This window comes from Bacillus sp. JJ1533, assembly GCF_036965045.1.
GTDB lineage: Bacteria > Bacillota > Bacilli > Bacillales > Bacillaceae_L > Ferdinandcohnia.
Genome location: NZ_JBALOV010000044.1, coordinates 1 through 26767 on the forward strand (window position 1 = coordinate 1; position 26767 = coordinate 26767).

Genomic DNA, 26767 nt, shown 5'->3' on the forward strand with positions numbered 1-26767 from the left:
ATATTTGCGTCGGGATCCTCAGATTTGCGTCCTCTCGCTAATTTTCGCGTCGGAATCATCAAATCTCCGTCAACAATCTCAAATTTACGTCGCCACTACTTTATTCCATCCCTTCGACAATCTTTTTCGCACGATTTGACATTTTTCTCACAAAATCTGTAACTTTTTCTCTTCCCAAACGTCTAATATATGTGTACTATTTTATTCAGCTAGTAAACTACGAAAAAGGTGTTGATAAATATGAGTCGAGTTGATCGCCATTCGAAACAGAAAACGAAACGTAAATGGCCAAAAGTTATTGGAACAATCGCACTTGTTTTATTGTTAGCTATCGGTGGATACGCCGTTTATTTATATCAATCTGTAGCCAGTACGGTAGGAAAAATGCATAGCGACCGCGGTCCATCTGACAAACGTACAGAGGAAATTGATATCTCAAAAGCAGATCCGATTTCCATCTTGCTCATGGGTGTGGATGAACGTTCGGGCGACAAGGGACGTACGGATACATTAATTGTGGTTACCGTTAATCCAAACACGAAATCCATGCAAATGCTAAGCATCCCGCGTGATACTCGTGTTGAAATCGTCGGTAGGGGCACACAGGATAAAATCAACCATGCTTACGCATTTGGTGGTGTCGATATGACAATTGATACGGTTGAGAATTTCCTTGATGTACCAATCGACTACTATGTGAAGGTGAACATGGAAGGCCTGCAGCAAATCGTTGATGCGCTTGGTGGTGTCCAGGTGAACAGCACATTCGCGTTCTCCTATGAAGGTGCATCGTTCGGTGAAGGTCCACAGACTTTAAATGGTGAGCAAGCTCTTAAATATGCGCGGATGCGTTATGACGATCCTCGTGGTGATTTCGGTCGACAGGACCGTCAAAAGCAGGTAATCCAAGGAATTATTGACAAAGGCGCAAGCTTCTCGTCTGTCACAAAAATTGATGACGTCCTTGGTGCGCTTGGCACGAACGTAACAACAGATATTTCCTTTGATGAAATGAAAACCATCCAATCGAAATATAAGGATGCTCGTCACAACATCGAGCAATTCAGTATCGACGGTGCTGGTCAAACCCTTGACGCATGGTACTGGGTCGTTTCCGAAGAAGAACGCCAAGCCGTCTCAACACGCTTGAAAACACATTTGGAAATCAAATAGATTTATGAAAGCAAACGGTGGCAACGCCGGTTGCTTTTTTTATACCTTACATGTTTTCCTCCTTTTTCCACATACTAAATGGGACGACGGTCCTGTGTCCTAAAGGAGGTTCTCATTTGAAGATTAAAATTCTACTTAGTATAGCGTTATTGTTTATATCCCTATCTCCCGCCAGTGCTGCAGAGAAATCGCCTTTTTTTGGTGTGAGTGCAACTGTGGTGCAGGTGGAAGACGGTACGTTTGAGGTGAAAACGAAGGGCGAAGAGGAAAACGAAGGATTTGTTTTTTCGCCAAAAGGGGTTAAAGGTGGCGAAACGATTGTGTTCGAGGTCCAGGTAAAAGGTAATCCTGCCGTCTATTTGCTAGTGGACGAGACGGATGCGCGCGGGACCTTTTTAGCTGAAACCGTGTCTCCGGTGATTGGTTTGCATGACCCATGGCGAACCATTCAGCTTGAGGTTGAGCTTCAGGAAACCACCTCGCAAATCGATGCAATGGTCCTTACAAACAAACAAGAAAAAACCACATTCATGTTTCGGAACGTCAAAATGAGTGTAAAAAAATAAAAGGATGCCAGCTAACAGTCACGCGCGCTCTAGGCAATTTATTGGAGACTTGAATTGCCGCGAAAGAGCCCGTGACTGGGCGATGCAAAAGCGGAACGACAAGAAAATAAGCGGAGGTAACGTTTATTTTTTAATCCTCAGTTAAAGACAAGTGATCTTCAATGTACTCATTCAATTCCGACTTTATATTTTCCAATGAGTCATCAAGAAGTTCCCCTACAATCTTACTTCCCGGAATTTTTTGCGAAACAGGTATACCTAAAAAGTAGCGGCCACATTCCCATATTTTTATGATATGCAAATCAATAAGTTCGCCACTTTCATCAGAAATTCCAATTGAAATAGAGGAGCTGTATCCAGGAAGAAAAGGGTCATTTCCCATCCTTTCAAATCCAGCATCAAAATCCAGACCTTTCTTTGCAAAGATGGGTTTATTTTCATCTCGTAATTTTCCTATTAAGTCTTTTAATGTTGCTTCATTAATTACTATCCGCTCTTTTAAATCGAATGTGAAGTCTTTTTCTGCATATTTCATTCATTACCCCCTTTTTTTATTAAATTCGCTGTTGTGCGGCATTTTCCTGTTGATTATTTTGCTATTTATTGCGACAAATTCCATAAATAAATATCGTCTTTTAAGACGATGCAAATGGTCCCCAAAAGTGAACCCGTTTATCTAACGGTACCCTTTTTTTATCCTAATAACCTTTCTACTTTTGCCCTAATCTCATGAGGCAACGGCTGCTTCAATGCACGAGCAAGCAAACCTGGATGCTTGACACCGTTCTCTTTAAAATGCTCCTCAATCAAAGTCGCTTTGTACTCTTTATTTGGAATCAACATATAAGGAATATACCAGTCCTCAAGTGAACTTAGCGGTATCCCGTCAACATTTCCGACAATCGAGTTTTCATCAAATGGCAACTGATAAATCCCTTCATTATGTTCAATCCCAAATCCGCCCATGCTATCAATACTTAGAGTACCTACATTGTATTTCGCAAAATATCTCGTTTTAAAAGGACGTCTTGATTTCGCTTCGAGCGCTGATCCTAGCCCCGCAAGAATCTCGTTAAGCTCCAGAGCGTCCTCCTCTTTCACCAACAAATCGATATCATTTGGGTGCTGAACCAGTCCATGAAAGCTAAGTAAAAGTGAGCCTCCAACACCCCAAACCATTTTTCGTTGACCAACCTCAGCCACTATCTCCCTTAATGTTTGGATCATACCTTTTCCCCCTAAAAAAAGACTTGAGATCTTCTCCCAAGCCTTACTTTACCTTTTTTGATATTTCATCTATCTTCTTTTCCATACGTTTGACACGCTTTGAAAAACGCACCACATAAACGAGAACCGCAATAAAACTAAGTGGAACGAGTAGCGCAAATAATTGAAAAAGAATGTCTCCGATATTTATCATGCTCGGTTTTCTCCTCTCCGGGACAGCGAACCTGCCCCTGTGTCCCACAACCTATTTCAACTTGAATTGCTGGATTAACGTGTTTAGTTCTCCAGCGTTTTCTTCGAGTTGTTTCGCACTTTTTGCGACTTCTTCCATGGAGCTGCTGGATTGTTGGGCAGTAGCTGATACTTCTTCGACGCCTGCAGCTGATTCCTCTGCCACAGCTGCAATTCCTTCAATCGCTCCGCTAATCTCTCTTGTGTCATCAAGCACACCGTAGAGCGAGCCCGACATGGCCTCGAACTGTGTACCAATTTCTTCAATTTTTTGCTTCAACGCATTAAATGTTTTACCGGTTGTTTGGATTTGTGCGGTTCCTTCTTCAACAGATTGGTAGCCGTCATCTAAGGATTGGACGACCTGCTTTGATTCACTTTGAATATCTTTTACAATTGAAGTGATTTCAGCCACCGATTTTCCAACCTGTTCAGCGAGCTTGCGAACCTCATCCGCCACTACCGCGAAGCCTTTTCCGTGTTCACCTGCTCGAGCAGCCTCAATTGCTGCGTTCAATGCTAAAAGATTCGTTTGTCCAGCAATCTCCTGAATCACATTGACAAGTTTCGTTATTTCATTCGTTTTGTTATCGAGCCCAACCACCATCGTATGGGACTGCTTCATTTTTTCATGGATGCTGCTCATTTGCTGAATCGATGTTTCCATATAGGCGCTGCCATCGTTCGTCAGTGTTAGCATGCCTTGTGACTGGTCCTTAATGTCATCACCCTTTACCGCAACCTGCATAATTTCCTGCGAGAAACTAGACATTTTTTCAATTAAAAGTGTGGATGAACTTGCCTGGTCTTCAGCACCGCGTGAGAGTTCTTCCATCGTGACGGCAATTTGCTGACTGCCTGCCATGACCTCATCCGCATACTGGGTCAATTCCTCACTTTGACCGGTTACATTGTCGGAAACGACAGCCATTTGCTTAACCATGCCCCTTACGTTTTCGTTCATCGTATTGACCGCTATGACGAGCTCGCCAATTTCGTCCTTGAGCTTCGTTTTAATAGGCTCAGCCTCGAGTTCTCCATTCGAAATCTCCTTCATCCGACTTGCCACATTTTTCACAGGTCTTGCGATTACTTCAGACGTGTAAACAGAAATAATCGTTCCTAAAATCAGCGCAACCGCTGTAACGATTAGACCTACAAGGTTCGCCGTCTCACCATAGCTCACAACATCTTCACCCGTTAAGACAATATGTCGTTCTCGGTCGTTTGAAAGTTTTTCAACTTCATCCATCAGGCTCCTTGCTCCCGGCTGGACATATGTTTGCAGATTATGCTTCGCAAGTTCTGTATCACCGTTATCATAAGGGATGTAGACCTTTTCCTTTATCAAGTCACGCCACTTTTTTGTCTCGCGTAATAGCCCCTCGACCTCTTTAACTTTCATCGCCTTTAATTTTCGGTCGGTTAAATCAAACTCCACGGAGTAGATGTCAAAATCATTTCGATAAGTAGATTCCCCGTACAACACATACCCGCGAGCCAACGCAATGCTCTGCGCAATATTGTATTTCAAATTATCATATTCTAGTAAAACAGTGAGTTCCTCAGAGACCATTTCCTCCGTCTGCTGATTTGTATTTGATACTGCCACATAATTATAGGCCGCTAAGCCTACACAAAGAATGATAATGGCAAAAAAGCTTGCAAATAAACGCGTACGAATACTTTTCATCTTTGGTACCTCTTTCTTGTTGAATATTGAAAACAAGGCAAAAAAATAAAGCCAATTCTACTAGATTGGCCCAAAACGCTTCATATATTTGGTAGTGCCTTTTTCTTCAAATATATGATTTTCTACCTATTAGTATATAAGTTTTCAGACCATTCAACAATACTCGGCAGCAAGCTTCTGTTACTTTTTTACCACTAAGTCAAACAATAGCTTAAAAAAATCATCCTTGTTCGCTGGTAGCACCTCAGGTAACTCAACACTTGTTTTCATCCTAGAATCCCTCCATTTTTATTGGGTTGCAAAGGACAGGTTCCTTGTCTCTCTGTCCCTAACGTCTATCACTAGTAATCTAGTATTACCAGAATTTTAATAGATATACATGATTGCTAGAAAAAGTTTTGCTAGATTTGGCGAAGGGAGGTCGCTAAAAAGAGGAAGAAGAGAAAAAAAGCCAACCCGGGGGCTGACTTTTAGTTGCGAACAGATGCAAGTGCCTGTTCAATCACACGCATATTTTTGATTGTTTCTTCTACGCTATACATCGGCTGTTGATTAGAAAGAACACTTTCTGCAAAATGCTCCACCTGAAGCTTATACTGGTCACCTTGAGCGATTTCTTCGCGCTGGCCAGTTTCAGCATTCACAACGAGCATGCCATTTCCGCCTTCATTGTCCGGACGGAACGCATGCTTGGCTAGGATCGAACCTTTCGTCCCAACAACCTCATACGATGCCTTAAATGCTTGCTCAAAGCTGACATCAAAATTCGCTATCACGCCGCTTTCGAACTTCAATGTACCTGCTGCGGTAACATCGACATCATGTGTCGGATGAAGATTCGCTGCCGCCTTCACTTCAATTGGCTCTTCTCCCGTGATTAAACGACTTGCATGGATGCAGTAGCAGCCCACATCATACAATACTCCGCCGCCTAAATCCTTTCGAAGCCTAATATTTCCTGATTGGAAATCAACGGAGAAAGAAAACGTCGAACGAATCAGCTTCACATCGCCAATTTCACCTGCTGCGATGATTTCTTTCACGCGGTTATGCTGCGGATGGAATTGATACATAAATGCTTCCATAAAAATCACATTGTTTTCTTTAAAAGCCGCCGCCATTTCTTCCACATCTTGTGATACTAAAGCAGCTGGCTTTTCACAAAGCACATGCTTGCCATGCTTGGCCGCTTCAATCGCCCACTGTTTATGTAATTGATTTGGAAGCGGAATGTACACCGCATCAATTTCTGGATCCTTTAATAAATCAGTGTAGGAGTCATAATACTTAGGGATGCCGAGTTCATCTGCAAAATCTTTCGCCTTCCCACTTTCACTCGCAACCGCCACAACCTCCGCATTATGTGCGCGCTCCATCGCTGGAATCAATGTATTTCTCGCAATTTTTGCTGTCGATAAAACACCAAAACGAACCTTTGTCATCAGCGTTCCTCCTATTTGTTTACGTACTCAACAAATCTATATTCTCATATTTTAGGAGATTATGAAAGGGCTTTATTCTATTGAATTAAGTAGCCGCACTAATTTTTACTAATATTGTTCAGAAAAAACGGACCTAGCAAATGCCAGGTCCGCCCCCCCCCTTCAAAAAATTACTTTAACGCATCGTATGCATCCAAATGTCCGTTACCAAAAAACTGTTGGTCACTGCCTTTTACAGGGTCAACCGCCTTTATATATAGAAGGTCTTGAAGCTTTGCAGGAGACATTTTTCCGTACTTATCAATGAGTAACGCAGCAACAGCTGAAACCTTTGGCGTTGCCATTGACGTACCAATTGACCAGTACCAACCTCCGTTATTACTTGCGCTTAAATTAAATTCAGATTCAAACATACGTTTTGCAATGTATTCATTAAATTTACCCTCAGCTGTATACTGATCATATAATCTCGCATCCCCGCCTACAGCTGCGATATCAACAAAACCTGGTCCGTAGTTCGAGTAGTTTGCAAGCACATCATTTGGTCCCGTTGCCGATACGGTTACAACACCCGGAATATTAGCAGGTACAATGTGACCAGCTCCAATAAAATACAATCCATTACCACCGTATTCACCATTTAAGAACTCTGTCACTTGTTTCTTGTTTGTCATATTCACCGCATCATTACCTGCAGCAGCTACAACAAGTGAACCTTTCTTTGTTACATAATCAACAACTCTCTTATAAGCTGTAAAATCCGCAACATCATTCCCTAGATTTACCTTTTCGCCTGTAACAGGGTCTACATAGAAAATTTGACCAAGAATATCAAATCCGCTTAAGCTCATGGAGATAACATCTACTCCATCGTTTGCCGCTGCAATCATTGCTGCGTAAACCCAGGCAGATTCGGCAGAACTGGCACCGAATACACGATAAGCACGGATCCCCGTGTCAGGAGCCACTCCTAGCATTGCTCCGTTACCGGCAATTGAGCCTGCTACATGGCTTCCATGTCCATGAATGTCATCAAATGCTCCCGGATCTCCTGTTTCATATGGTTCTTCCCCTTGGAAACCACCCGCTGGCACGAAGTTTTTAGAACCAGGTACTAGGTTCTTTACTAAGTCAGGATGATCTCGGTCGATACCAGTATCAATTATACCCACAACCACGTCCTTTGAACCCGTTCCTAATTTATAGCTTTCACCATCATTGGTGATGCGTTTGATATCCCACTGTAAATCCCATAAAGCCGCATTCGCAGGGTTTACAGTGTCAGCTTCAATCTGCTGTGATTCTGGAAGTTTCCAGGAGATCGACGGATTTGCAGCACTCACCCCAGCCATTCCTTTTAGCTTTGAAAATGCAGCTGTTGAAGCCTTTACCTGCGCAAAACCAATTTCCGGAACGGTGTAAACAACCTCTCCGCCTAATTTACTTACATCCTTAGCAAAACTAGCAGGTATACTGTTTTTAGTAAACAGTACGGAATAGTACTCTGTCTGAACATCCTTACCCGCTGCAGAAACAGATGGTAAGAAGGTCAGTAACAGAGCCACACTTAGTAAAACTGCAAAAACCTTTTTCATAATACTCCCCCTCATACATGTTGTTTGGAAATAGCCACATTTTATATGGAATACTCCAACACCATATATTTAGACGGGTATCTTCCCAATCCTTTAACTTTCGTTCATCAAATACCTACAGGAATACCCAAAGGTAGTCGAAAAGTAGGAGGTTATGTTGGGGAAACGCAAAAAAAGCCAGAGTTTCCCCTGACTTCGGTTTGTAACCTTTTAAATTTAAGCTGATTGACACTCTTTCAATCTACCAACAAGGTCCTGCATTACTTCTTCTGTGGTAATCGAAGCTGTTTCTTCAACCTTTTTCTGTATTTCTATCATAATGTTTAAAAGTTGTTCGGCACTCATACTTTTTACCTACCAATCTTATTTTCCAATTAAAATCCATTTTACACTATTCGCTAAACTTTGCAAAGGAAAATCGTGACAAATTTGCGACAAAATCCCTAACTAGTTTGTTAGGGGTATAAAATTCAATCTATTCCATTGGTTCTCCTTGAAATCCAGCAAATTGTCCATTCGTAAAACCAGCGAACAACACATCCCCATTTGCATGAACAAACGGTACTGCAACGATTGTATAGATATTTCCGTCTGGTGCAGGCATCCTGACTGCCATCACTTGATCAGCCCCGGCAAATACGTAGCCTTCTTTGTCTAGGTCTGCTTTCACCTTTGAAAACTCAGCCAGTTTCAATGTGTTTGCAACCGCCTTGTTGCGTTCGGACCCTTGTAAATAGGTTACGCCGCATTCGCAATCATCCCCATGTGCAAAAGCATTATTTCCAGGTAGAGCAAGCATCAACAGTACGAGTACTATTCCGAAAACCTTGACCATTTTCTTCATTCCATTTCCTCCCTTTTCGTAGCTTCATTTTTACAAATTACACAGGAATCCGACAAAATCCTTTATTTTCTGTAAAAATGAGTCGAAGGGAGGAGCGGTAGTTCTTTTTACCTACAAAAAAACAACCCCGTAGAGTTGTTCTTAATTTTTATTCTCCCAAATGAAATCATCATCTTCGAAACTAGGACCGTTGACGATTTCATCGTATTTTTCAATTTCTTCCTGAAGAACTTTTTCAAGTTCCTTATATTTTACCGAAATGCTGCTTGGGGATACATCAAATTCCTCTGCCAGCTCTTCTTGAGTGGATACACCTTCATACGGATAAATGTGTTCAATCATATATACTAATGCCGCTTCATAAATACCCGTTTTGATGATCCTTGGATTTTTGCGCTCACAAAATGTATTCCACAATGAAAGCCCAATCCCAACAATCTCCTCTTCGTAGTTATACTCTTTCATCCGAATCTGGAACATTTCGGCAACCTCTTGTTGCTTAGGTGTCTTCCATTCGTAGTCTTCAGCAGTTATTTTTGTTTTTCCGAACATAAACACCGTGAATACATTAAGAAACTCATGTGACATAAAATCAACTGGATTGGTCTCCGTACTTTGTTCAAAGAGCTCTAAAATCATCTGTCGCATGTCTCCCGCAAATTCCGTTGGCAACTCAAGAAATGTTGGGAAAAAGATGGAGTTCGTCCCTGCAGGCAACAACGTTCCGAACACAAAATAGCCTGCTTCCACTTCCGTCTCTGTCTCAAAAATCCGTACGCAATGCTCGTTTTCCGTAAAAATATCCCGTACCGTCATATAGTTTCGCTGCTCATCCACCGCAGTAACCATGTAGGCAGATGGACGCGCTGCCTTCCATGTTTGTAGAAGATCACGCGTACGCGGACGGTTACACTTCGGACCATAGACATCGACATATTCCTCTAAAATCGTTTTCCCTTCAGTCGAAATTGAGGTGACCACCCAAACACGCGAAAAGAATGAAAATAAATCATACACATCTTCAGGAAGTTCATCGAAAATATCCGAGTACCCATCCAAAACATCATCTAAAAACTCTTCATACATATGAAACGCATATTGAAACAAATCATGCTGAATATCATTCAGCTCGTTTTCCACGACTTGATCGATTGAAACAACCGCAGAACGGCCGCAGCATTTTTTATACTTTTTTCCACTCCCGCATGTGCAAAGGTCGTTCCGTCCAATAACCTTCATGAAAATCATTCACCCTTCTTCTCTATAACTATGAGTTTATCATATCATAATTTCTTTGAAGGAGGGGTGGGTCTATCACCGTTATTTGTATTCTGTCGGCAATAAAATGATTCTATCGTATATTTTGGTTGGCAAATTTCCAGCTTTTTATGGTGGAATGGATGACAATAAAAAACCTGGCTTTTAGGGGTCCCTAATTTTTCTCCGACCAAGATTAATTTCCTTTTATCGTATCAACTTCTCCGCGTTCTAACAAAAAAGAAGATAGACCAATGCAGTCTACCTTCTTTTTTAATTCTCATTTTAATTCAAGCTCTGGCTCGAGTTCCGCTTCAAAGATACGAGGCCATGGAAGTTTGACATGGACACTTTCTAGCTCAGAGATTGTCTTATAGAAATCCTTGTTTCCTCTGGAACCGATGTAAACTTTCTTCCCGTCAAAATACTCATACCATTTTTCGGTTTCATGTGTTAGCTTTTCTTGGACAAAGTGATTGACTTGATCATATTTTTCTCCAAGGTCCCATTCACTTGCGCCTATAGATTGGATATACTCTCTCGCTGCTGGATGAACGATGTTTTTATAACTTTGATCCTTTGTAAAGCGATGGAGTAAAAATTCGTAATGGTATTCCGCTGTCTGCCCATATAAAGGAACCCCAAAACCATTTTCTTGAGTTAAGAATGCATAGCGTGCGGCTGCATGACCTACTGTAATACCAAGTGCATTTCCTGCTGTATTCCAACCACTGTATGAAAGGATCTTGGTTAAATCCACATTCTCAGCAAGCTCTGTCACAAACGCTTCATCAGCCTTGTTGACAATCCAAACGTCTCCGATTGCTACTTGTTCTCCATTTACAATCAGTTCACTTGTTCTTTCTACAAGGCCTGCTATGTCTTGCTCTCTTGTTGAATCTGCTGCTGATGGAGTATTTAACAGCAGATGAATATCTGCTTCTTCTTCATTCGTTGCCACTTTTCCTCCAGCAGAGACGATATGTTTTTGCACATTATAATCAAAGGTAGTATCTTCAAAAGGAGCTATCCAGTCTTCCCCGTGAATCCCACCGTATTCTACAAAGAATGTTGGTGTTGTCCCAAATAGTTGATTCACAAATCGCGAAACCAATACGACATCGACCTCATCAGCGCCTGGGAAAACCGCTACCTGATCCTCAACATCGAGTGTATCAACCTTTTCAAGTAAAAGCTCTCTCTCAGCGCGATGAAGGCCATATGGGGCGGCGTCATCCTGAGATAGGATTAAATAGTCAATATAACCTTCTTTCACCCAATCAATCATAAGGTTATTTACTGTGTGATTTCTTGCCCTCGCTTTTTTATAGTCTTCTAATACCGCTTCAGGAATCATTCTCTCTAATTCTTCAAGTCTTTCCTTTCCTGGCATTCCTAAGTTAACAACTTTATCATAAAGAACCGCCCATTCACTAATTTGTGAATAATACTTTAAATACTCATCACTTATTGCTGTGACGGCTAATCGTTGAATCGTATCATACACATAAACAGGTTTTTCAGGATAAAGCTCTTTAAGTTGTTTGATAACCTGAATGTCGGAGAGAGCATCTTCAAGCGGCTTTGTGCCTGTTCGTGAAGCAACTAATCCCCCGTAAGCAAGCATACTCGTTGAAATGACGAATCCATCAGCTTTATTTCCATTTTCGATCAGCCATTTGCTTATTTCCTCACTATTTCCTGGTGTCGTAAACATGCCGATCATTTCTTTTGGTGGTGCAATTACTTCTACACCAGCTGAATATCCAACTTGAGTAGGGAAATAGATGTTTGCTGGTCGATCGTCAAGTGGAACCATTAAGATTGTGGCAAGTTCGTTTTTTTCCGTTGCGGCACTTATTACGTTAGCTGAGCTAAATAACAAAAGGACCGCGAGACTAATAGAAATCATTTTTCTCCATTTCTTCATGGGTTTCCTCCTACTTATTACTTACTTTAACACCTTATAGAACTACCCCATTATCTACTAAAATCGCTTTTAGCTTGTTGATGTCTAAATCCTTTGGTGCAACATTTTCAGTAAGTGAAAGTGCTGCGGCTGTTCCAGCTGCTTGCCCTGTTGCCATTGCACTTGGAGTTAGTCTTGTAGTTGCTAATGCCTCATGTGTAGTTGAAATACACCTCCCCGCTACTAATAAATTTTCAATTTTCTTTGGCACAAGGCTTCTGTAAGGTATGCCATAGCTTCCATCTCCTTCGATGTCATTTGCCTGAACGCCTTTACCAGTTGGGTCATGTATGTCAATTGGGTAGCCGCTAAGTGCAATCGTATCCTCGAATTTTTTACCCGCTACTACATCTTCAATTGTAAGGGCATATTGCCCATCAATACGGCGGGTTTCTCGGATACCAATTTGCGTACCAACAGCTGAAATGGATGCTTTTTCAAAGCCGGGAATCTTCTTCTGTAAAAATTCAGCCATCATTAGTACTTGTTTTCTTCCTTCTTTTTCTCCCTCGGATAGGTCAAATACGTCTGTCCCATCTAACCCCTGTACACGTGTGCAATTGACTAGAACCTCATCTTCCTCAGGACCTGTAAAAAAGAGCACTTGATCACGATTAATCGGAACACCTGATTCATTCCATTCCTTATAAAAGCCTTGAACGCCTGTTAATGGCAATTCATCTAATTCTTCAATTGGTGTTTTTTTATAGAAATTACTTGGGTTTGCCTTCATCGCTTCCTTGACCTTAGACAAGTCAACGCCTCTCATTCGAAATTTCATTGTCATCGGTTGTGTCTTGTGATCACTGTCCCTTCCTTTTAAACAAGGGGCTCCCGATAAATAGGCAATATCTGCATCACCCGTTGTATCAACAAATCTCTTTGCAGAGACAGTGATTGGTCCGGATTTAGTTGTTAAATTAATTGATGAAATGATGTTTCCGTCTACCTCTACTTTATCTACAAAACTATGGACAAGCACTTCAACTCCAGCCTCCTCAAGCATTTCGAGTGCCAATAGCTTGTATTTTTCAGGATGATAAGGAGTCAGTGTATTGGTAAAGCCGACCGTATCACGTAAATGACCTGGCGAGCCGCCTTGAGCGATCAATCGATCGACAATTTCTTGTGCGATCCCTTTAATTACTTGCTTTCCAGATGATGTATGAAAGGTCATCCATGGATAGACTAAGGCTACCGTCGACATCCCGCCCAAAAATCCGTATCTTTCAATTAGAAGTGTTTTCGCTCCTGTCCTACCTGAAGCAATAGCTGCATTTATGCCAGCAGGACCTCCACCTGCTACCACGACATCAAACTCTAATTCTCTCTTCAAAATAGACACATCCTTCGTACTTGTTTTAAATTTGACTACTTACTTACCACCGGTCATCGCGACGCCTTCAATAAATTGCTTTTGGGCAAAGAAGAAGACAATAAGCAACGGAACAGTTGCCATCACTGATGCACTCATAAGTAATTCCCACTTTGTTCCAACCTCGTCGGTGAATAAGGCCAATGCTAGCGGCAATGTCATTAGCTCTTTTGAATTGATGTAAATCAATGGTTCATAGAATTCATTCCAGCTTGTTAAAAATGTAAAGATGGTTAAAGTAGCTACTGCTGGTTTTGCCAATGGGAGCATGATATTCCAATAGATTCGGAAATATGAGCAGCCATCCAGCTTTGCAGCCTCTTCCAATTCCTTAGGAACTAATAGAAAAAACTGTCTCATGACGAAGACACCAAATACACCTGCAGGGCCTAAAATAGGAATTGCGATTAACGGAACATGTGTATCGATTAATCCTAAGTCCCTCATAAACAAAAACAGTGGTATCGTAATCACCTCAACCGGGATCATCATCGTACTTAATAAACAGAGGAATAAGAATGAACTTCCTTTAAACGTTAGTTTCGCAAATGCATAGCCAGCTAATGAACCCAAAATAATGGTCCCTGCTGTCACAAGAATGGCAATATATAAGCTGTTAAAATAAAAAAGATGAAAGGGTGTAGAGTCTAGTACTTTTAAATAATTTTCCCATTTAAAAGGATCTGGGATTAACTGAAAGACGAAAACCTTTGTAGAGTCCTTGAATGATGTATTCACCATCCATAATAATGGGACAATCATGATAAAAGATATTAAAGACAATATCCCGTAAAACAAGATTTTCGTAAGTATACCGTTTTTCTTTTTATTGTTCATGGAATACCCACCTTCTTCTTCCAACCCACTGAATTATGGTAAAGAATAAAATGATGACAAATAATATGAGGGCAATTGCTGATGCATACCCAAAATCAAAGAGTTTAAATGCATTTTCCCAAATATAGTAAACTAGCACTTTCGTAGAATTTCCTGGTCCTCCGCCCGTCATCACGTATATTTGGCCAAACACCTTCATCGATCCAATGACCGTTAAAATTAGGGTTAAAAAGACGGTTGGTGTGATCATCGGAAGTGTGATATTCCAAAATTGCCTTCCTTTTCCCGCCCCATCTAATACGGCAGCCTCATATAAATTTTTATCTACTTGCTGCAGTGCCGCTAAAAAGAGAACCATATTTAACCCTACATTCTTCAAAGCACTTACAACAATGACGGCCGCCATTGCAAGGTTTGGCGAATACAACCAAGCAGGCCCATCAATACCAAACACAGCAAGCATTTGGTTAATAAAGCCTTCATCTGTACCGAACATATACTTCCAAATAATTGACCAGACCACGATTGATGTCATTACTGGAATAAAGATGGCTGTCCGGAAAATACCAATGCCCGGCAGATTACGTTGTAAAAGCAGGGCCAGGAATAATGCAAGGACAATATTGATAGGAACAAGTCCAGCTGCAAAAATTAATGTGTTTTTTAAGACTACCCAAAAGTCAGGGTCATTCACTAGCCTTTGGTAGTTTTCCGTTCCAATAAAGTTTGGATCCCCAAGAAGCTGCCAATCTGTGAAACTAATATAAATCGAATATACGAGTGGAAATACCATGACTACTAAAAACCCAAAAACCATTGGACTGACAAATAAATACCCGTAAAAAGCCTCACTACCTAGGAATTTTCTTCTCCTTTTTTCACCATTCAAAGGTAGGCGATCCATTGTTTGTACTTTTGATTCCACTTTATCCTGCCTCCTCTATAATGAGTCAATTCCTTCTCGAAAAATGGAGATTGCTTTTTCAATACTGTCAACAGTGTGTCCAGTTACGATGGCCCCAAGCATAACAGCCTTTACTCCCGCTTGATAAAGAACTGGTATATCATGTGGCTCCAGTTTTCTTTGCGAAGGAACAAGAACAGGTACATCTACGTTTTTCACAAGTTGACTATAGGCGAGTACATCTTTAAAAGTTAATGGGGTCCCATACTCCTCCCCACGGATAATTGATGCTTCTAGAGCAGTAACTCCGAACTGTTTTACATTTCCAATATTCGCTATTTGATAATCACTGGTTATCGCAAATGTTTTTTCGATTGAATCTAGTCCCAACATCCAACTAGGCTTATGGTGCGCGTAAATTGAATAAAAACCAAACCCAAGATTGATTAGCTTTTCCATTTCAGTTCTTTTTATATCTTCAAATGAGCCACCTGGAACGATGCCAAGTGGTCCAGAAAATTCATCCCTAATACTACGAAATACTTCAGTATAAGAATCGACATCTGCAAAATGATTTCCTGATGCACGATGTTCAACATTCACATGCATTTTTATCACATCAACGCCAGCACGAATGGCAGACCTCGCTAAATCTAACCGATTTTCTGGCAAACTCACAATTAACGCCATTTTCTTTTTTTCCAATACTTGCTGTAATGATGTACTCAAGCGATTTCACCCCTAGGAAAAGGTATGCGGTTAAGTCCTTTGCATACTTAACCGCATCCTCGTCATTCTTTTATTTCAATAGTGGATTAATTTTTTCTTCCATCGTTTTTAAGATGTCTTCAGGCTCTTTTAATTGTCCAAATAACTCGTCAAATCCGAATTGAATAGCGTTGTCAATTTTTTGCCACTCCATATGACCAGCTTGAAGTCTTGCATTGTCCATTTCATCAATAACGGCTCTTTGAATGCTCTCAACTGGTGGATTATTCGGTTGATTTACAAACTCATCAGAGCTTAAAACGGATTCACGTGGCGGTACAAAGAATGTAGATGTTGCAGTAATTCCCTCTTGGCTTGTAAAGAACTTTAAAAGCTCCTTAGCTTCTTCAGGATGTTTTGAACCCTTGAATAAACCATAACCCGCTTGACCAAGCATTGGGAATCTACCTTCAGGTCCCTCTGGTAGAGGGGCAATGTCCCATTTAAAATCTTGCACATTCCGAGCAGCCGACACGTAGCTATACACATCGAAAAACATTCCAATTTTTCCTGATTCAAAGCTTACCTGTTCTCCTGCTTTTGGATGTGATGCATCAGTAAACATCATTCGCTCAAGCATTTTTAATGTTTCTACACCTTGTGGGCTATTCCATGCGAATTCTGTTTGGCCTTCATTAAACAAGTCTCCACCGTTTGCCCAAGTATGCGATAATAACGCTATCCATGTATTCCAATCACGGAAGAAGTTTGCACCATACACTCCGTCAGCCGAAATAGCTTTTGCGGATTTTTCAAATTGCTCCCATGTCCATGTTCCAGCTTCCGCATGCTCGTTTGGTGTCTTTTCACCAGCATTTACGAACAAATCCTCGTTATAGAACATAACCATTGGAGGAGTAGAGAACGGAATCCCTAATAATTGATCATCCTTCTTAAATAAATCGAGTGTTGATGGGAAAAAGTCATCCATGTTATACTCAGCATCATCTTTGAATGAAGATACATCCTCTAATAAATCGTTTTCCATAAATTGAGGAACCATGCGCTCTGCCACCCATCCAACATCAGGTAATTCTCTACCAGCCGCTAAAACGGTAATCTTTTGCTGGTAGTCCGGGAAAGGTACACTTTCCATTTTCACCTTAATATTTGGGTGTGTTTCATTGAATTTCTCAATTAACTTGTTGTACACTTCCTGATGCGCTTCACTTCCCCACATCATGAAGGTTAGTTCTACTTGTTTATCGCTCTTTTTGTCTCCATCCTCTTTCGATTCGCCTGTATCTGCGTCACTGCTACACGCAACTGTAAACGCTATCAAAAGGAATGTTAAAAATATGATTCCAATCTTTTTCATTTTCGTAATCCCTCCCTTTCTTTTTCATTTTAGGGAAAAAGCCCATCTAAAAATATCCTCTCAAAAAGAGATATAGTTCGTTATTCTCAGGTAATGCGAATGTTAGGAAGATTCGCGAAACTGAATAGGAGTCATTCCAACCTCTTGCTTAAATACAGTCATAAAATGCTTTGGGCTTTTATAACCCGAGAGCTGAGCAACCTCATACACTTTTAACTGAGTTTCTTTCAATAGTTTTTTGGCGCGTTTTAGGCGCTCCTCCGTTATATAATCGGTAAATGTTTGATTAAGTTCTGCCTTAAAAAGCTGACCTACATATTGGGGATTCAAATAAACATAATCTGCAATATGCTTTAGCGTGATTTCATGACTTAAATGGTCGTCGATGTATCGAAGAATTTTTTGAAATTGTTTTGAGGTATCTCCTATTTCCTCTTCCTTATCCTTCAATAGCTTTGAAATGGTTTCAGATAATTCCACCCTGTTAATCGGCTTTAATAAGTAATCCGTTATGCCATAGCGCATTGCTGTACGAGCATACTCGAAATCGCTATGTCCACTTAGAATAATAATAGGAACCTCCTTTGTTATCTGCCTTGCCTTCGAAATAAAGGTCAACCCATCCATCGCTCCCATTCTAATGTCAGTTATAATTAGGTGAGGTAGTCTTTGATGTAAAATCGATAGACCTTCTTCTCCACTTTTAGCCTCACGAACAGAAAAACCACCTATTACTTGCTCAAGTAATACCTTTAGGCCAGCTCTAATAATCTCTTCATCTTCAACGATTAGAACTTCTTTCATTTTTCTTCCCCCATTCTTTGAATCGGAAATGTTAAGATAACTGAAAAGCCTTCCTGTACTCCACCATCAATTTGCAATCCATATTGTTTTCCATACAACAGCTGAATCCGTTCATGAACATTTGAAAGAGCGATTCCATTATGTTTTTCAGAAGATGTATATTGTTGATTCTCTATTAATCTCTTAAGTTCTGTAAGGCGTTCCTTTGTCATTCCCTGACCATTATCTTTAACCTTAATCGTTATATGGCGGGCTTCACTACTGACCTTAATAAAAATAGTGCCCCCATTACTTGATAAACCATGAATAATGGCATTTTCAACTAATGGCTGGAGTACTAGTTTTGGTAGTAGTGCATTATATAGGGAAGTGTCAATTTCCTCTACATAATGGAGTCTTTCGCCCATTCTTACCTTTTGAATCGAGATGTAAGAGCGTATAAATTGTAACTCTTCTTTCAATGACACCACTTTTGATGAATGATCAATCGTATATCTAAGTAGTCTCCCTAGTGAAGCCACCATATCTGACACATCGAGATTCCCTTTTGTAATCGCCAGCATATTAATCGATTCGAGTGTGTTATATAGAAAGTGAGGGTTCATCTGACTTTGTAGGGCTCTTACTTCTGCCTCTTTTTCTCGCAAACCGGTTTTATATACTTCGGATACAAGTCTGTCAATTTCACTAATCATATGATTAAAACCCTTTCCAAGTTGGCCAATTTCATCATTAGATGCGATTTCAACCCTCTGTGAGAAATTTCCCTTTTGAACTTTATCCATGGCTTTTCGCAATTGATAGATTGATTGTACAAGTGGTTTGGAGAGTAAAAACCCTAGTAAAAGGGAAATTAAAATTCCAATAATCACAACAACCATAATCATTCTGCGTAGTTGATTCACTTCACTAAATACAACGGTGTGGGGGGTTAGCATAATGGTTTTCACTCCAGAATAAGAGGATTCATTGTAAACCATCATGTAATCTGTTCCGTTAATGGGAATACTCGTATAGTTTTTAACTGTAACACCTTCCAATTCTTCTAAAAAGCTTGGCTCAATGATTTTGCTTTCCTTATTTGGATAAATAAACTGATTGTCGCTATCTAATACAAAAATATGACTGTTTGAGTTTGTATTGCCGATAATATCCTCGATAAGCTCCTGTCTCAAATCTACTTTTATGATGCCAAGTGGCTCATATGTTGAAGGGTCTCGAATTAGCCTGGCAACCGAAAATACGGATGTCTCTTTATTTATATAGTAATTGGGCTGATGAAGCGGCAGCAGCACCCACTCTCCATCTGCCTTCTCAATCTCCTTAATCCATTCATTGTTTCTTTCAAAGACCTTTAGCATAACCGAATTGGAATCTAGATTACTAAAAATAGTCCCATCATTTGCTATTATATGAATCCCCTTAATCTCATTTCTCATATGTATTAAACTTGAGATGTATCTCCACATCGGCAGTCTTTCAGATGCTGGTGGAAAGGCAGTTGATGTACTTCGTTCTTGATGAGATTTTAAAATCTCCAAAATCTGCTGGTCATATAAGGGTGAAAGTGAAATAATTTGCATCTCTTTCAAATACCGATTGATATTTTGATTGATTTGAACAGCCAGTTGAATTTGGTATTCCTCCGTTCGCTCTTGACTTGATTTTGCAAACTGATAATAGGTGATGGTCCCCAATATGAGAGCTGTTAAGAGAATTAGGAGTGAAAAAACCAGCATAAGTTTTACACGATAAGGTAATGAAAGCAAATCAATTTTCATTCGTTGATACTGTGGAATCCCCATAGATTTCTCCTCATGACTGTTGTGTTTTTTTATTTCTTTCGACATTCACGAATGAAATCCTTTGTATATTATTGTAAAAAAATAGATTGAAGCGAGATTCTAAAAAATACAACTAAAGATGATATTTATGTAAAATAAGTCCAATAAATTTTATTTATGGTTATTAACGAGGTACATCCCGTCCACCTATGGTTTTTAGCACCACTTTAAAACCCGAACGCCACAAAGAGCATTCGGGTCCTCACCTAAACCTGGATCTTCAACGTCTGTCCAATACTTAGGATGTCACTTGTTAAGTTATTCGTCGCTTTGATGTTGGCAACGGTGGTATTATAACGTTTAGCAATGCCGTATAAGGTGTCGCCGGACACAACCGTATGCATCACCACATTTGTTGGTACTTTTAACACTTGTCCCACATAAATCATGTCCGATGTTAAGTTGTTGGCATTTTTAATGGCAGTCACGGTTGTGCCATTTTTTAAAGCAATTGCCGACAATGTGTCGCCCGCTACAACGGTGTAATTCACAGTATATGCTGGTGCGGTCGTGCCAGTTGGCGGAGGCGGAGCCACAGGTGATGTAACTTCATCTGTCGGAATCCGTAATACTTGTCCCATATACAATGAATCTGATGTTAAGGCGTTTGCCTCCTTTAACTCACTCACCGTTGTATCATTTCGTTTTGCGATGGCCCAGAGCGAATCCCCTGCAACAACCGTGTACGTTTTATAGTTCTGAACAGGCCCGGTGTAAATCGGGGACACAACTGGAACGGTGTTAGGCAATGTTGTCGTGTATTTGTCCCAGACACTTTTATTTTCCTGGCCAAGGCTCCAGTTTCCAACACCACGAATATTGTATTTGCCAACAAGTTCAAGCTTTGCCTGAATCGACTCGTCATTTTCAAACCAAATCGTGTAGGTCCCCGGTGAAAGCGCAGCTCCTCCTACAAATGTCAACGGATCGCCCGCTTTTATCGTGACAATCGCTTTTGGCGTTTTACTCACTTCATCAAACACAACAGTGCCGTTATAGCGGTCAATTAAGGTCTGGACCTGTGTGTTTGAAATCCCATAGCCACCATAGCTTTGCCCCTCGATCCAATAGCGTCCAAAATGCGCAATTCCAAGAACAATCTTATCTGGTGCGACATCTTGCGCGAGTGCGTACTGAATGGATTTTTCAACCCATGAATAGCTTGCAACCGAGCCAGGGTTACCGCCCTGATAGCTCTCGTCATAGGCCATGATCATGAGATAATCCGCGTATTTTGCAAGATTTGTGTAGTCGTACGACCCATGCCAGCCTGATGTCCAGCCATTTGGGTTCGCCGCAACCGCAACAGATACTTCTTTTGTTGGCGGTATTTTTTCACGTAGCAGTCGAACAAATTCAGTATAGTTTGCGCGATCCGCATCGGTTACATTTTCAATATCGACATTGACCCCATCCAGGTTATAGCGCGCGATGGCATCCGCAATTTGCTGGGCTGCAAGTTCCTTATTCGCAAGCATTGCCCGCCCCACATCGCGGTTCCAGTGATTGCTTAAAAACGGAACAACGCGTATTCCTTGTCTGTGCATGGTCTCGATAAAATTCGGGTCAACCTGGTAGGTAAGCTTCAGTGTCCCATCCGTATTTATATCAAAATAACTTGGTGACACAATGTTAACAGCATGTCCCGTCGAATTGACTGTATTTACATATTGCTTTGTGTTGCCAAAGTACATATACCCAAGATTGACAACCTCACTCGCTGTAATCGGCAGGCGCAATGTCTGGTTCGGCTGCAGCACATCACTACTCAAATTGTTCAGCGCCATCAACGAGTCAACCGTTGTGTTGTAGCGCTTCGCCACCGTATACAAGGTGTCGCCCTGATTAACTGTATACGAACTCAGCGAAACATTGGTGACCTCGCTTGTATTTCCTGCTTCATCCGTTTGCGTAACGGAAGCTGACGCAACCTTAGACACCTGGTCAACATACACATCGACTGAATAAAATCCATTCGCATCCGCATTTGCGATTCTTGTGACGAGAACATTTCTAACATCATCATAAAGGGAAACCTCTACCCTTGCGTTCGCCTCGGCAGTTCCAATCACCGTATACATGTACTGCAAGTTTTCATAGCGGAAGCCATTTTTCGTCGCAACTGCATGTTCAACAACTGTATCCTTCATAATCGTCAACGCCTCAGCGATACTTGAATTTCCTGCTCGGTCCGTTTGCCGCGCTTCAAAGGTCAACGGCCCATCCTTCAGCCCTGACAGATTAAGATTAGCCCCGAACGCTCCATTTACAACCTTTGCCGTTTGTCTTACGGTTGTCGTGCCATCACTAACAACCATCTCCACGGTCGCTCCTTCTTCCACGCTTGAACCTGTAATTGTAAAATTGGACTGGTTCGTACTATTCACAAAAGGTGGCTGACTCGTCACTACCCCAACTGGTGCCGCTGTATCTTTTTCCAGCGTAAAGCTTTGCGCTTCGCCAATGTTTCCAGCATTATCTGTTGCACGGAAGGTGGCTGTTAACTCGCCATCTCTCAACGTATTCAAATCAAAAGTTTCCTCAAATCTACCATCGTCGTCCGTTTCGACAGTCTTGGTGACGACATTAGCACCATCCGAAATTTCAATCACAACGGTACTATGTGGTTCAACGACACCACGAATCGGGTATACCAAGACATTATCCGAGAAAATCGGCAGAGGCGTTTCCAGTCTAATTTCGTTTGGCCCTACCGTATCCTTGACCAACGTCTTCGTTACAGCTGGGCTCACATTTCCCGCTCGGTCAGCCTGGGTCAGTTCAAATGAAACATCCCCATCTGAAAAAGCTGTTACATCAACTGGAACTCGGAATTCCCCATTTTCATTCGTGGCTGCGGTCACAACTTGTTCCTGGCCATTCCCGTTAAAAATGCGAATTTGAAGATTTGTGTTTGCCTCGGCTTTTCCGACTAACTCGTAGCTCGCTTGATTTTCACCCGTAATAAATTGATTGTTATTAAAAATCGGCGCGGTCGGTGCCTTTGTGTCTTTTTCAACCGTTACGTTACTGACATTGCTTGTGATGCTGGCTGCACTCGTTTGAAACGCTGAGATTGTCAAGTCGGTATCAAGCAACGCACTTACGTCAATGGCGACATTGTATTCTCCATTTTCATTCGCCGTTGTCGAGGTGATGATATCCGGATTCACTCCGTCAGACACCGTAATATCAACGGTCGTACCCGGCTGTGCGATTCCAAAAACAGTATAGCTTGTTGCTGTCTGAACGTTGATGATTTCCGTGTTGCTAATCACCGGTGGAGCCAAGGTCGTTTCTTTGATGAGTGTTGCTTGCTCGACACCACTCTCGTTACCGTGCTCGTCAATTGCACTTGCTGTGATAAAAATTTCCCCGTCATTTAAGCTGCGAAGGTCAACATTTGTCCGGAATTGGCCACTTTCGTTCGCAACGGCTTCCACCGTCACCTCTGGATTCACCCCATCGGATAAAACCATTTGCACGGTCGTGCCCGGGTCTGCCATTCCTATCAACGTGTAGCTGTTTGCATTTTGTGTCGTAATCGTTTGCTTTGTGTCAAGAACAGGCTCACCCACAATGGTGTCCTTCACGACCGAAACCTGTGCCGGTGTCGAACTATTTTGTGCTTCATCCGTTGCAGTTGCGGTAAGCGTTATTGCACCGTCTTTCAAACCGGACAGGTCAAGAGCCGCCTGGAATGCACCGTTTTCATTGGTTTTAAGTGACGTTTCTGCGCTTGAGTTCACACCATCGGTCGCGCGAATGGTAATGATTGCATTTGGCTCAGCCGTTCCGGCAAACGTATAATTTGCTGCGTTTTTTCCCGTGATATTTTGTAATCCCTGAAAAATGGGTGCCTCAACTGCGGTGTCCTTTTTTACCGTCAGCTTCGTCATACCACTTTCGTTTCCAGACGTATCAACGGCCTTCGTCGTAATCGCAATCGGTCCATCACGCAATTTACCAAGATTCACAAACGTACTAAATTCTCCCTTATCATTCGCAAGAACTTCCGTCGTGATGGGTGAATTCACTCCATCAAAAAAGACAATTTGCACGCGAGATGCTGGCTCAGCAGTACCCTTTACCGGGTAGGCCGCAGCAGATTGGCTATTGATGATCTGTGTGGTAACTAATGTTGGTGTATCGATTTTTGTATCTTTTTTGATCGTTTGGATTGTTTCCGAGCTTTTATTTCCAGCTTCATCAGTGGCAATAGCTGTGATCGTCATTGTGCCATCCTGTAAGCCTGACACATCGATTCCTGCTTTGAATGCACCATTTCCATCTGCTTTTACTTGGACCGTTTTTCGTGTATTGCCTGCATCTGTTACCGTAAGGGTCACCAATGCATTGGCTTCCGTTGTACCTGAAACTGTGAAATTGGACTGGTTAGCTGTTGTAACACCAGGGATTTGCAAAAGAACTGGTGCGCTCGGTGCTGTTGTGTCAACTGGCGGTGCAACCGTCTCTGTTGACTCCCCAGGAATCGTCAAAACCTGACCAATCGATAGATTTGTCGTTGTTAAATTGTTCGCAGCTTGAATCGCACTAACCGTCGTGCCAAACCTTAAAGATATGCTATATAATGTGTCACCAGCAGCAACGGTATATGTTGACATGACTGGTGTCGGTTGGGTTGGTTCGGGAGCAGTCGGAGTAGTCACTCCACTTCCTGGAACCTTCAGTACCTGCCCAATACTCAGTACATTTGATGTCAGATTGTTGAGTGTTTTTATCTCATCTACTGTCGTGCCTAGTTTCACAGAAATCCCATATAATGTATCGCCCGCAACTACCGTGTAAGTGGTAGTTTCCAGCACTGGTGATGTCACTGGTGCCTCATTCGGCTGTGGCACACTTGTTGCCTGCAGCTGTGGAATCCGCAGTTTTTGGCCAATTACGAGCATGTCCGATTTTAATTGGTTAGTTGTGCGGATTTGGTCAACAGTTGTGTTATATCGCTTCGCAATGTTGTACAGCGTGTCACCGGAGGCCACCGTATAGGTAAAAAACGGCATTCTCAGTTGTTGGCCGATAAACAACATGTTGGATGTAAGCCCATTGATTTGTTTAATCGAATCCACCGACACATTGTACTGCTTTGCAATTGAGTATAGGGTGTCACCCGCTTTTACCGTGTAAATGTCACCCACTGCTTGTGTTTGACCGCTGATCGTTTGTGCCCCGACATTTGAGGCAGTTGCTCCTAAATAGAAGGTTGTGATCAGCATTGAACCCGCTAGCACCTTTGCAACCTTAATCGGCAGGTGCGGGAATTTTTCTTTGACGAGATGGCGAACTTGTGTGTGTAGGTCCTTTTTATCCTGGTGAAAATGTCCGCCAAACTCTGATGAGAATTCAGTCATTTGAGACTCCACGAAGACAACGAGTGTATATTCATCCTTATTTTTCACAAGCTTGTATCCTTGAATTTCCAAACGGAACACCTCCATTTCTCGTCTTAGTTTCTCATCTTCCATTTTATTCATTCCTTTTTTTAGATAAGATGGACATAGGAGGGATTGCCATGCTGCATCACGTCGAAATATATGTGTCCAATTTAGAAAAATCGAACGCCTTTTGGGGTTGGTTTTTAATGGAATTGGGCTATACGAAATACCAAGAGTGGGATTTGGGAGTTAGCTGGAAATATGGTGAGACATATCTTGTGTTTGTGCAGGTAGAGGAGCGGTTTATGGATGTACCATATCATCGTTGTCGGGTTGGGCTGAACCATTTGGCGTTTCATGCACAGTCAAGAGAGCATGTAGATGAGGTCACTGAAAAGCTGAAGGAAAAAGGAATTTCCATTCTGTATGCCGATAAAACACCGTATGCAGGAGGAGAGGACTATTATGCGGTCTATTTCGAGGATCCTGACCGGATTAAGGTAGAGCTGGTAGCACCATAAAAAGCACCCGACGCATTCACGTCAGGTGCCCTCATTTTACGATATACTTTTCTTCGTTTCATATGGTGGGTCGGCCTTCATGCTTTGTGGCAGCATTTGAATCGAGTCTATGACACTATCAAGCTTCGTTTCGATCCGATGCAAAAGATAGAATGTCACGACCACAGGGAAACCCACCTCTTGAATAAAAGGCAGCAGTTGCTCCACCGAAACTCCTCCTCTCTTGAAATAAGTAGAGCCAACTCCCTAAAACGAGAGCTGGCCCTATTCGACTTATAATTCTACAGTTTGAACATTGCGTTCAACAATACGGGCGCCTTTTTTCTCGACAATCGAACCACCCGCTGTAATAAATGCATCGGTTGATACAATGAGATCCATTGCAGCAGAAAGCGCTGCTGTATCAACGGGTTCTATTGGATTTTCAATGGAGACTATTGCCGTTTTCCCATCTTCATTAATAAATTGCATTTCTAGTGTTTTTGCCACTGTTTACTCCCCCTTTCTTTAAAATTGGTTTGAAGCTTACTGTCCGTCACCAGCTAACGAGTAGCTGTTATTACGCTCTAAGCTTACAAGCTGTAAACTTTGAAGTTTTTTAATTGCAACGGCTACTGAATATAAATCATCAGCTGTTGTAAATGGGTTGATATTGTTGTAGTTTTTGTTTTTTAAGATCATTCTTCCTTTTTCATCAGTCCCATTTTCAAACACAAAGCGTAACTGTGTACGTTGAATATCTTGCATTGCTGCCATGTCCCTCACCTCCTTTACACCTATGTTATAGAGAGGTAAGGGGTAAAAAGGAGCATTGATTTTGAAAAAATGGCAAAAAAAAATACCTCCATAAAGGAGGTCCACAAAAAAATATATACAAAGGGGGGGAATACATTATACATCCTTTCCTGAATTGAGCGTTCTTATACGTAAAAAAGAAAAAAATATCTGAGGTTCCAATAATTTCACTAATTTGGCTCATACTATCCGTACAGATGCAAATGGC

General features: G+C 41.6%; 24 protein-coding genes. 3 read left to right on the forward strand and 21 right to left on the reverse strand.

Translation table 11 applies throughout. The features are described from left to right. The first annotated feature begins 240 nt into the window (after nt 1–240). Nucleotides 241–1173 carry a polyisoprenyl-teichoic acid--peptidoglycan teichoic acid transferase TagU gene (gene tagU / locus V7138_RS22495; RefSeq protein ID WP_335401841.1) on the forward strand — a complete coding sequence of 311 codons (933 nt, stop codon included), beginning with the start codon at nt 241–243 and terminating at the stop codon, nt 1171–1173. Between the two features lie 116 nt (nt 1174–1289). Next, a complete protein-coding gene (locus V7138_RS22500; protein ID WP_335401844.1) occupies nt 1290–1739 on the forward strand; it encodes a hypothetical protein in 450 nt (149 codons plus the stop codon). Between the two features lie 130 nt (nt 1740–1869). Here the strand turns inward: V7138_RS22500 and V7138_RS22505 are convergent, their stop codons facing one another. The 18 genes from V7138_RS22505 to V7138_RS22590 form a co-directional block, all read right to left on the reverse strand. Next, a complete protein-coding gene (locus V7138_RS22505; protein ID WP_335401847.1) occupies nt 1870–2274 on the reverse strand; it encodes a hypothetical protein in 405 nt (134 codons plus the stop codon). Between the two features lie 158 nt (nt 2275–2432). Continuing rightward, nucleotides 2433–2966 (reverse strand): hypothetical protein, encoded by a 534-nt coding sequence (locus tag V7138_RS22510; RefSeq protein WP_335401850.1) that lies wholly within the window; start codon nt 2964–2966, stop codon nt 2433–2435. Nucleotides 2967–3009: 43 nt separating this feature from the next. Further along, entirely contained in the window at nt 3010–3159 is a 150-nt protein-coding gene (locus V7138_RS22515) for a hypothetical protein (protein ID WP_335401853.1), read from the reverse strand. Between the two features lie 51 nt (nt 3160–3210). After that, nucleotides 3211–4890, reverse strand: coding sequence for a methyl-accepting chemotaxis protein (locus V7138_RS22520; RefSeq protein WP_335401855.1), 1680 nt, complete (start codon nt 4888–4890; stop codon nt 3211–3213). Between the two features lie 470 nt (nt 4891–5360). Continuing rightward, the gene (locus tag V7138_RS22525) at nt 5361–6332 is read right to left on the reverse strand and encodes a Gfo/Idh/MocA family protein (protein WP_335401857.1); all 972 of its coding nucleotides are present in this window, start codon (nt 6330–6332) and stop codon (nt 5361–5363) included. Between the two features lie 170 nt (nt 6333–6502). Continuing rightward, nucleotides 6503–7927: a S8 family peptidase gene (locus V7138_RS22530; RefSeq protein WP_335401860.1), complete on the reverse strand. Its 1425-nt coding sequence runs from the start codon at nt 7925–7927 to the stop codon at nt 6503–6505. Between the two features lie 216 nt (nt 7928–8143). Beyond that, nucleotides 8144–8272, reverse strand: a complete 129-nt coding sequence (locus tag V7138_RS22535; RefSeq protein WP_335401862.1) for a hypothetical protein — start codon at nt 8270–8272, stop codon at nt 8144–8146. A 130-nt stretch (nt 8273–8402) separates the two neighbouring features. Further along, nucleotides 8403–8771, reverse strand: a complete 369-nt coding sequence (locus tag V7138_RS22540; protein WP_335401865.1) for a hypothetical protein — start codon at nt 8769–8771, stop codon at nt 8403–8405. A gap of 141 nt (nt 8772–8912) precedes the next feature. Beyond that, entirely contained in the window at nt 8913–10010 is a 1098-nt protein-coding gene (locus tag V7138_RS22545) for a YecA family protein (RefSeq protein ID WP_335401868.1), read from the reverse strand. A gap of 298 nt (nt 10011–10308) precedes the next feature. Further along, nucleotides 10309–11958, reverse strand: coding sequence for a DUF4127 family protein (locus V7138_RS22550; protein WP_335401870.1), 1650 nt, complete (start codon nt 11956–11958; stop codon nt 10309–10311). Nucleotides 11959–11992: 34 nt separating this feature from the next. Further along, nucleotides 11993–13333, reverse strand: a complete 1341-nt coding sequence (locus tag V7138_RS22555; RefSeq protein WP_335401872.1) for an FAD-dependent oxidoreductase — start codon at nt 13331–13333, stop codon at nt 11993–11995. A 39-nt stretch (nt 13334–13372) separates the two neighbouring features. After that, a complete protein-coding gene (locus V7138_RS22560; RefSeq protein ID WP_335401875.1) occupies nt 13373–14209 on the reverse strand; it encodes a carbohydrate ABC transporter permease in 837 nt (278 codons plus the stop codon). Next, on the reverse strand, nt 14199–15026 hold the full coding sequence (locus V7138_RS22565; protein WP_335401992.1) for a carbohydrate ABC transporter permease: 828 nt from the start codon (nt 15024–15026) through the stop codon (nt 14199–14201). Before V7138_RS22565 ends, V7138_RS22560 begins: the two co-directional genes overlap by 11 nt. Before the next feature lie 123 nt (nt 15027–15149). Then, complete coding sequence (locus tag V7138_RS22570) at nt 15150–15842, reverse strand: hypothetical protein (RefSeq protein ID WP_335401879.1); 693 nt, start codon at nt 15840–15842, stop codon at nt 15150–15152. A gap of 70 nt (nt 15843–15912) precedes the next feature. Then, nucleotides 15913–17199, reverse strand: a complete 1287-nt coding sequence (locus tag V7138_RS22575) for an ABC transporter substrate-binding protein (protein WP_335401881.1) — start codon at nt 17197–17199, stop codon at nt 15913–15915. 102 nt (nt 17200–17301) lie between these two features. Next, entirely contained in the window at nt 17302–18003 is a 702-nt protein-coding gene (locus V7138_RS22580; protein WP_335401883.1) for a response regulator transcription factor, read from the reverse strand. Next, entirely contained in the window at nt 18000–19808 is a 1809-nt protein-coding gene (locus tag V7138_RS22585; protein WP_335401887.1) for a sensor histidine kinase, read from the reverse strand. The genes V7138_RS22580 and V7138_RS22585 overlap by 4 nt, the downstream gene beginning before the upstream one ends. Before the next feature lie 245 nt (nt 19809–20053). After that, nucleotides 20054–25333, reverse strand: coding sequence for a LysM peptidoglycan-binding domain-containing protein (locus V7138_RS22590; protein ID WP_335401890.1), 5280 nt, complete (start codon nt 25331–25333; stop codon nt 20054–20056). Between the two features lie 47 nt (nt 25334–25380). On the opposite strand from V7138_RS22590, the gene V7138_RS22595 reads away from it, so the two are divergent. Next, a complete protein-coding gene (locus tag V7138_RS22595) occupies nt 25381–25764 on the forward strand; it encodes a VOC family protein (RefSeq protein WP_335401892.1) in 384 nt (127 codons plus the stop codon). 36 nt (nt 25765–25800) lie between these two features. On the opposite strand, the gene V7138_RS22600 is transcribed toward V7138_RS22595, so the two are convergent. From V7138_RS22600 to V7138_RS22610, 3 genes are all read right to left on the reverse strand, one after another. Next, nucleotides 25801–25971 (reverse strand): YvrJ family protein, encoded by a 171-nt coding sequence (locus V7138_RS22600; RefSeq protein WP_335401895.1) that lies wholly within the window; start codon nt 25969–25971, stop codon nt 25801–25803. A 66-nt stretch (nt 25972–26037) separates the two neighbouring features. Further along, nucleotides 26038–26253: a DUF2922 domain-containing protein gene (locus V7138_RS22605; protein ID WP_335401897.1), complete on the reverse strand. Its 216-nt coding sequence runs from the start codon at nt 26251–26253 to the stop codon at nt 26038–26040. 36 nt (nt 26254–26289) lie between these two features. Next, nucleotides 26290–26520 (reverse strand): DUF1659 domain-containing protein, encoded by a 231-nt coding sequence (locus V7138_RS22610; RefSeq protein ID WP_335401898.1) that lies wholly within the window; start codon nt 26518–26520, stop codon nt 26290–26292. Nucleotides 26521–26767 lie beyond the last annotated feature (247 nt).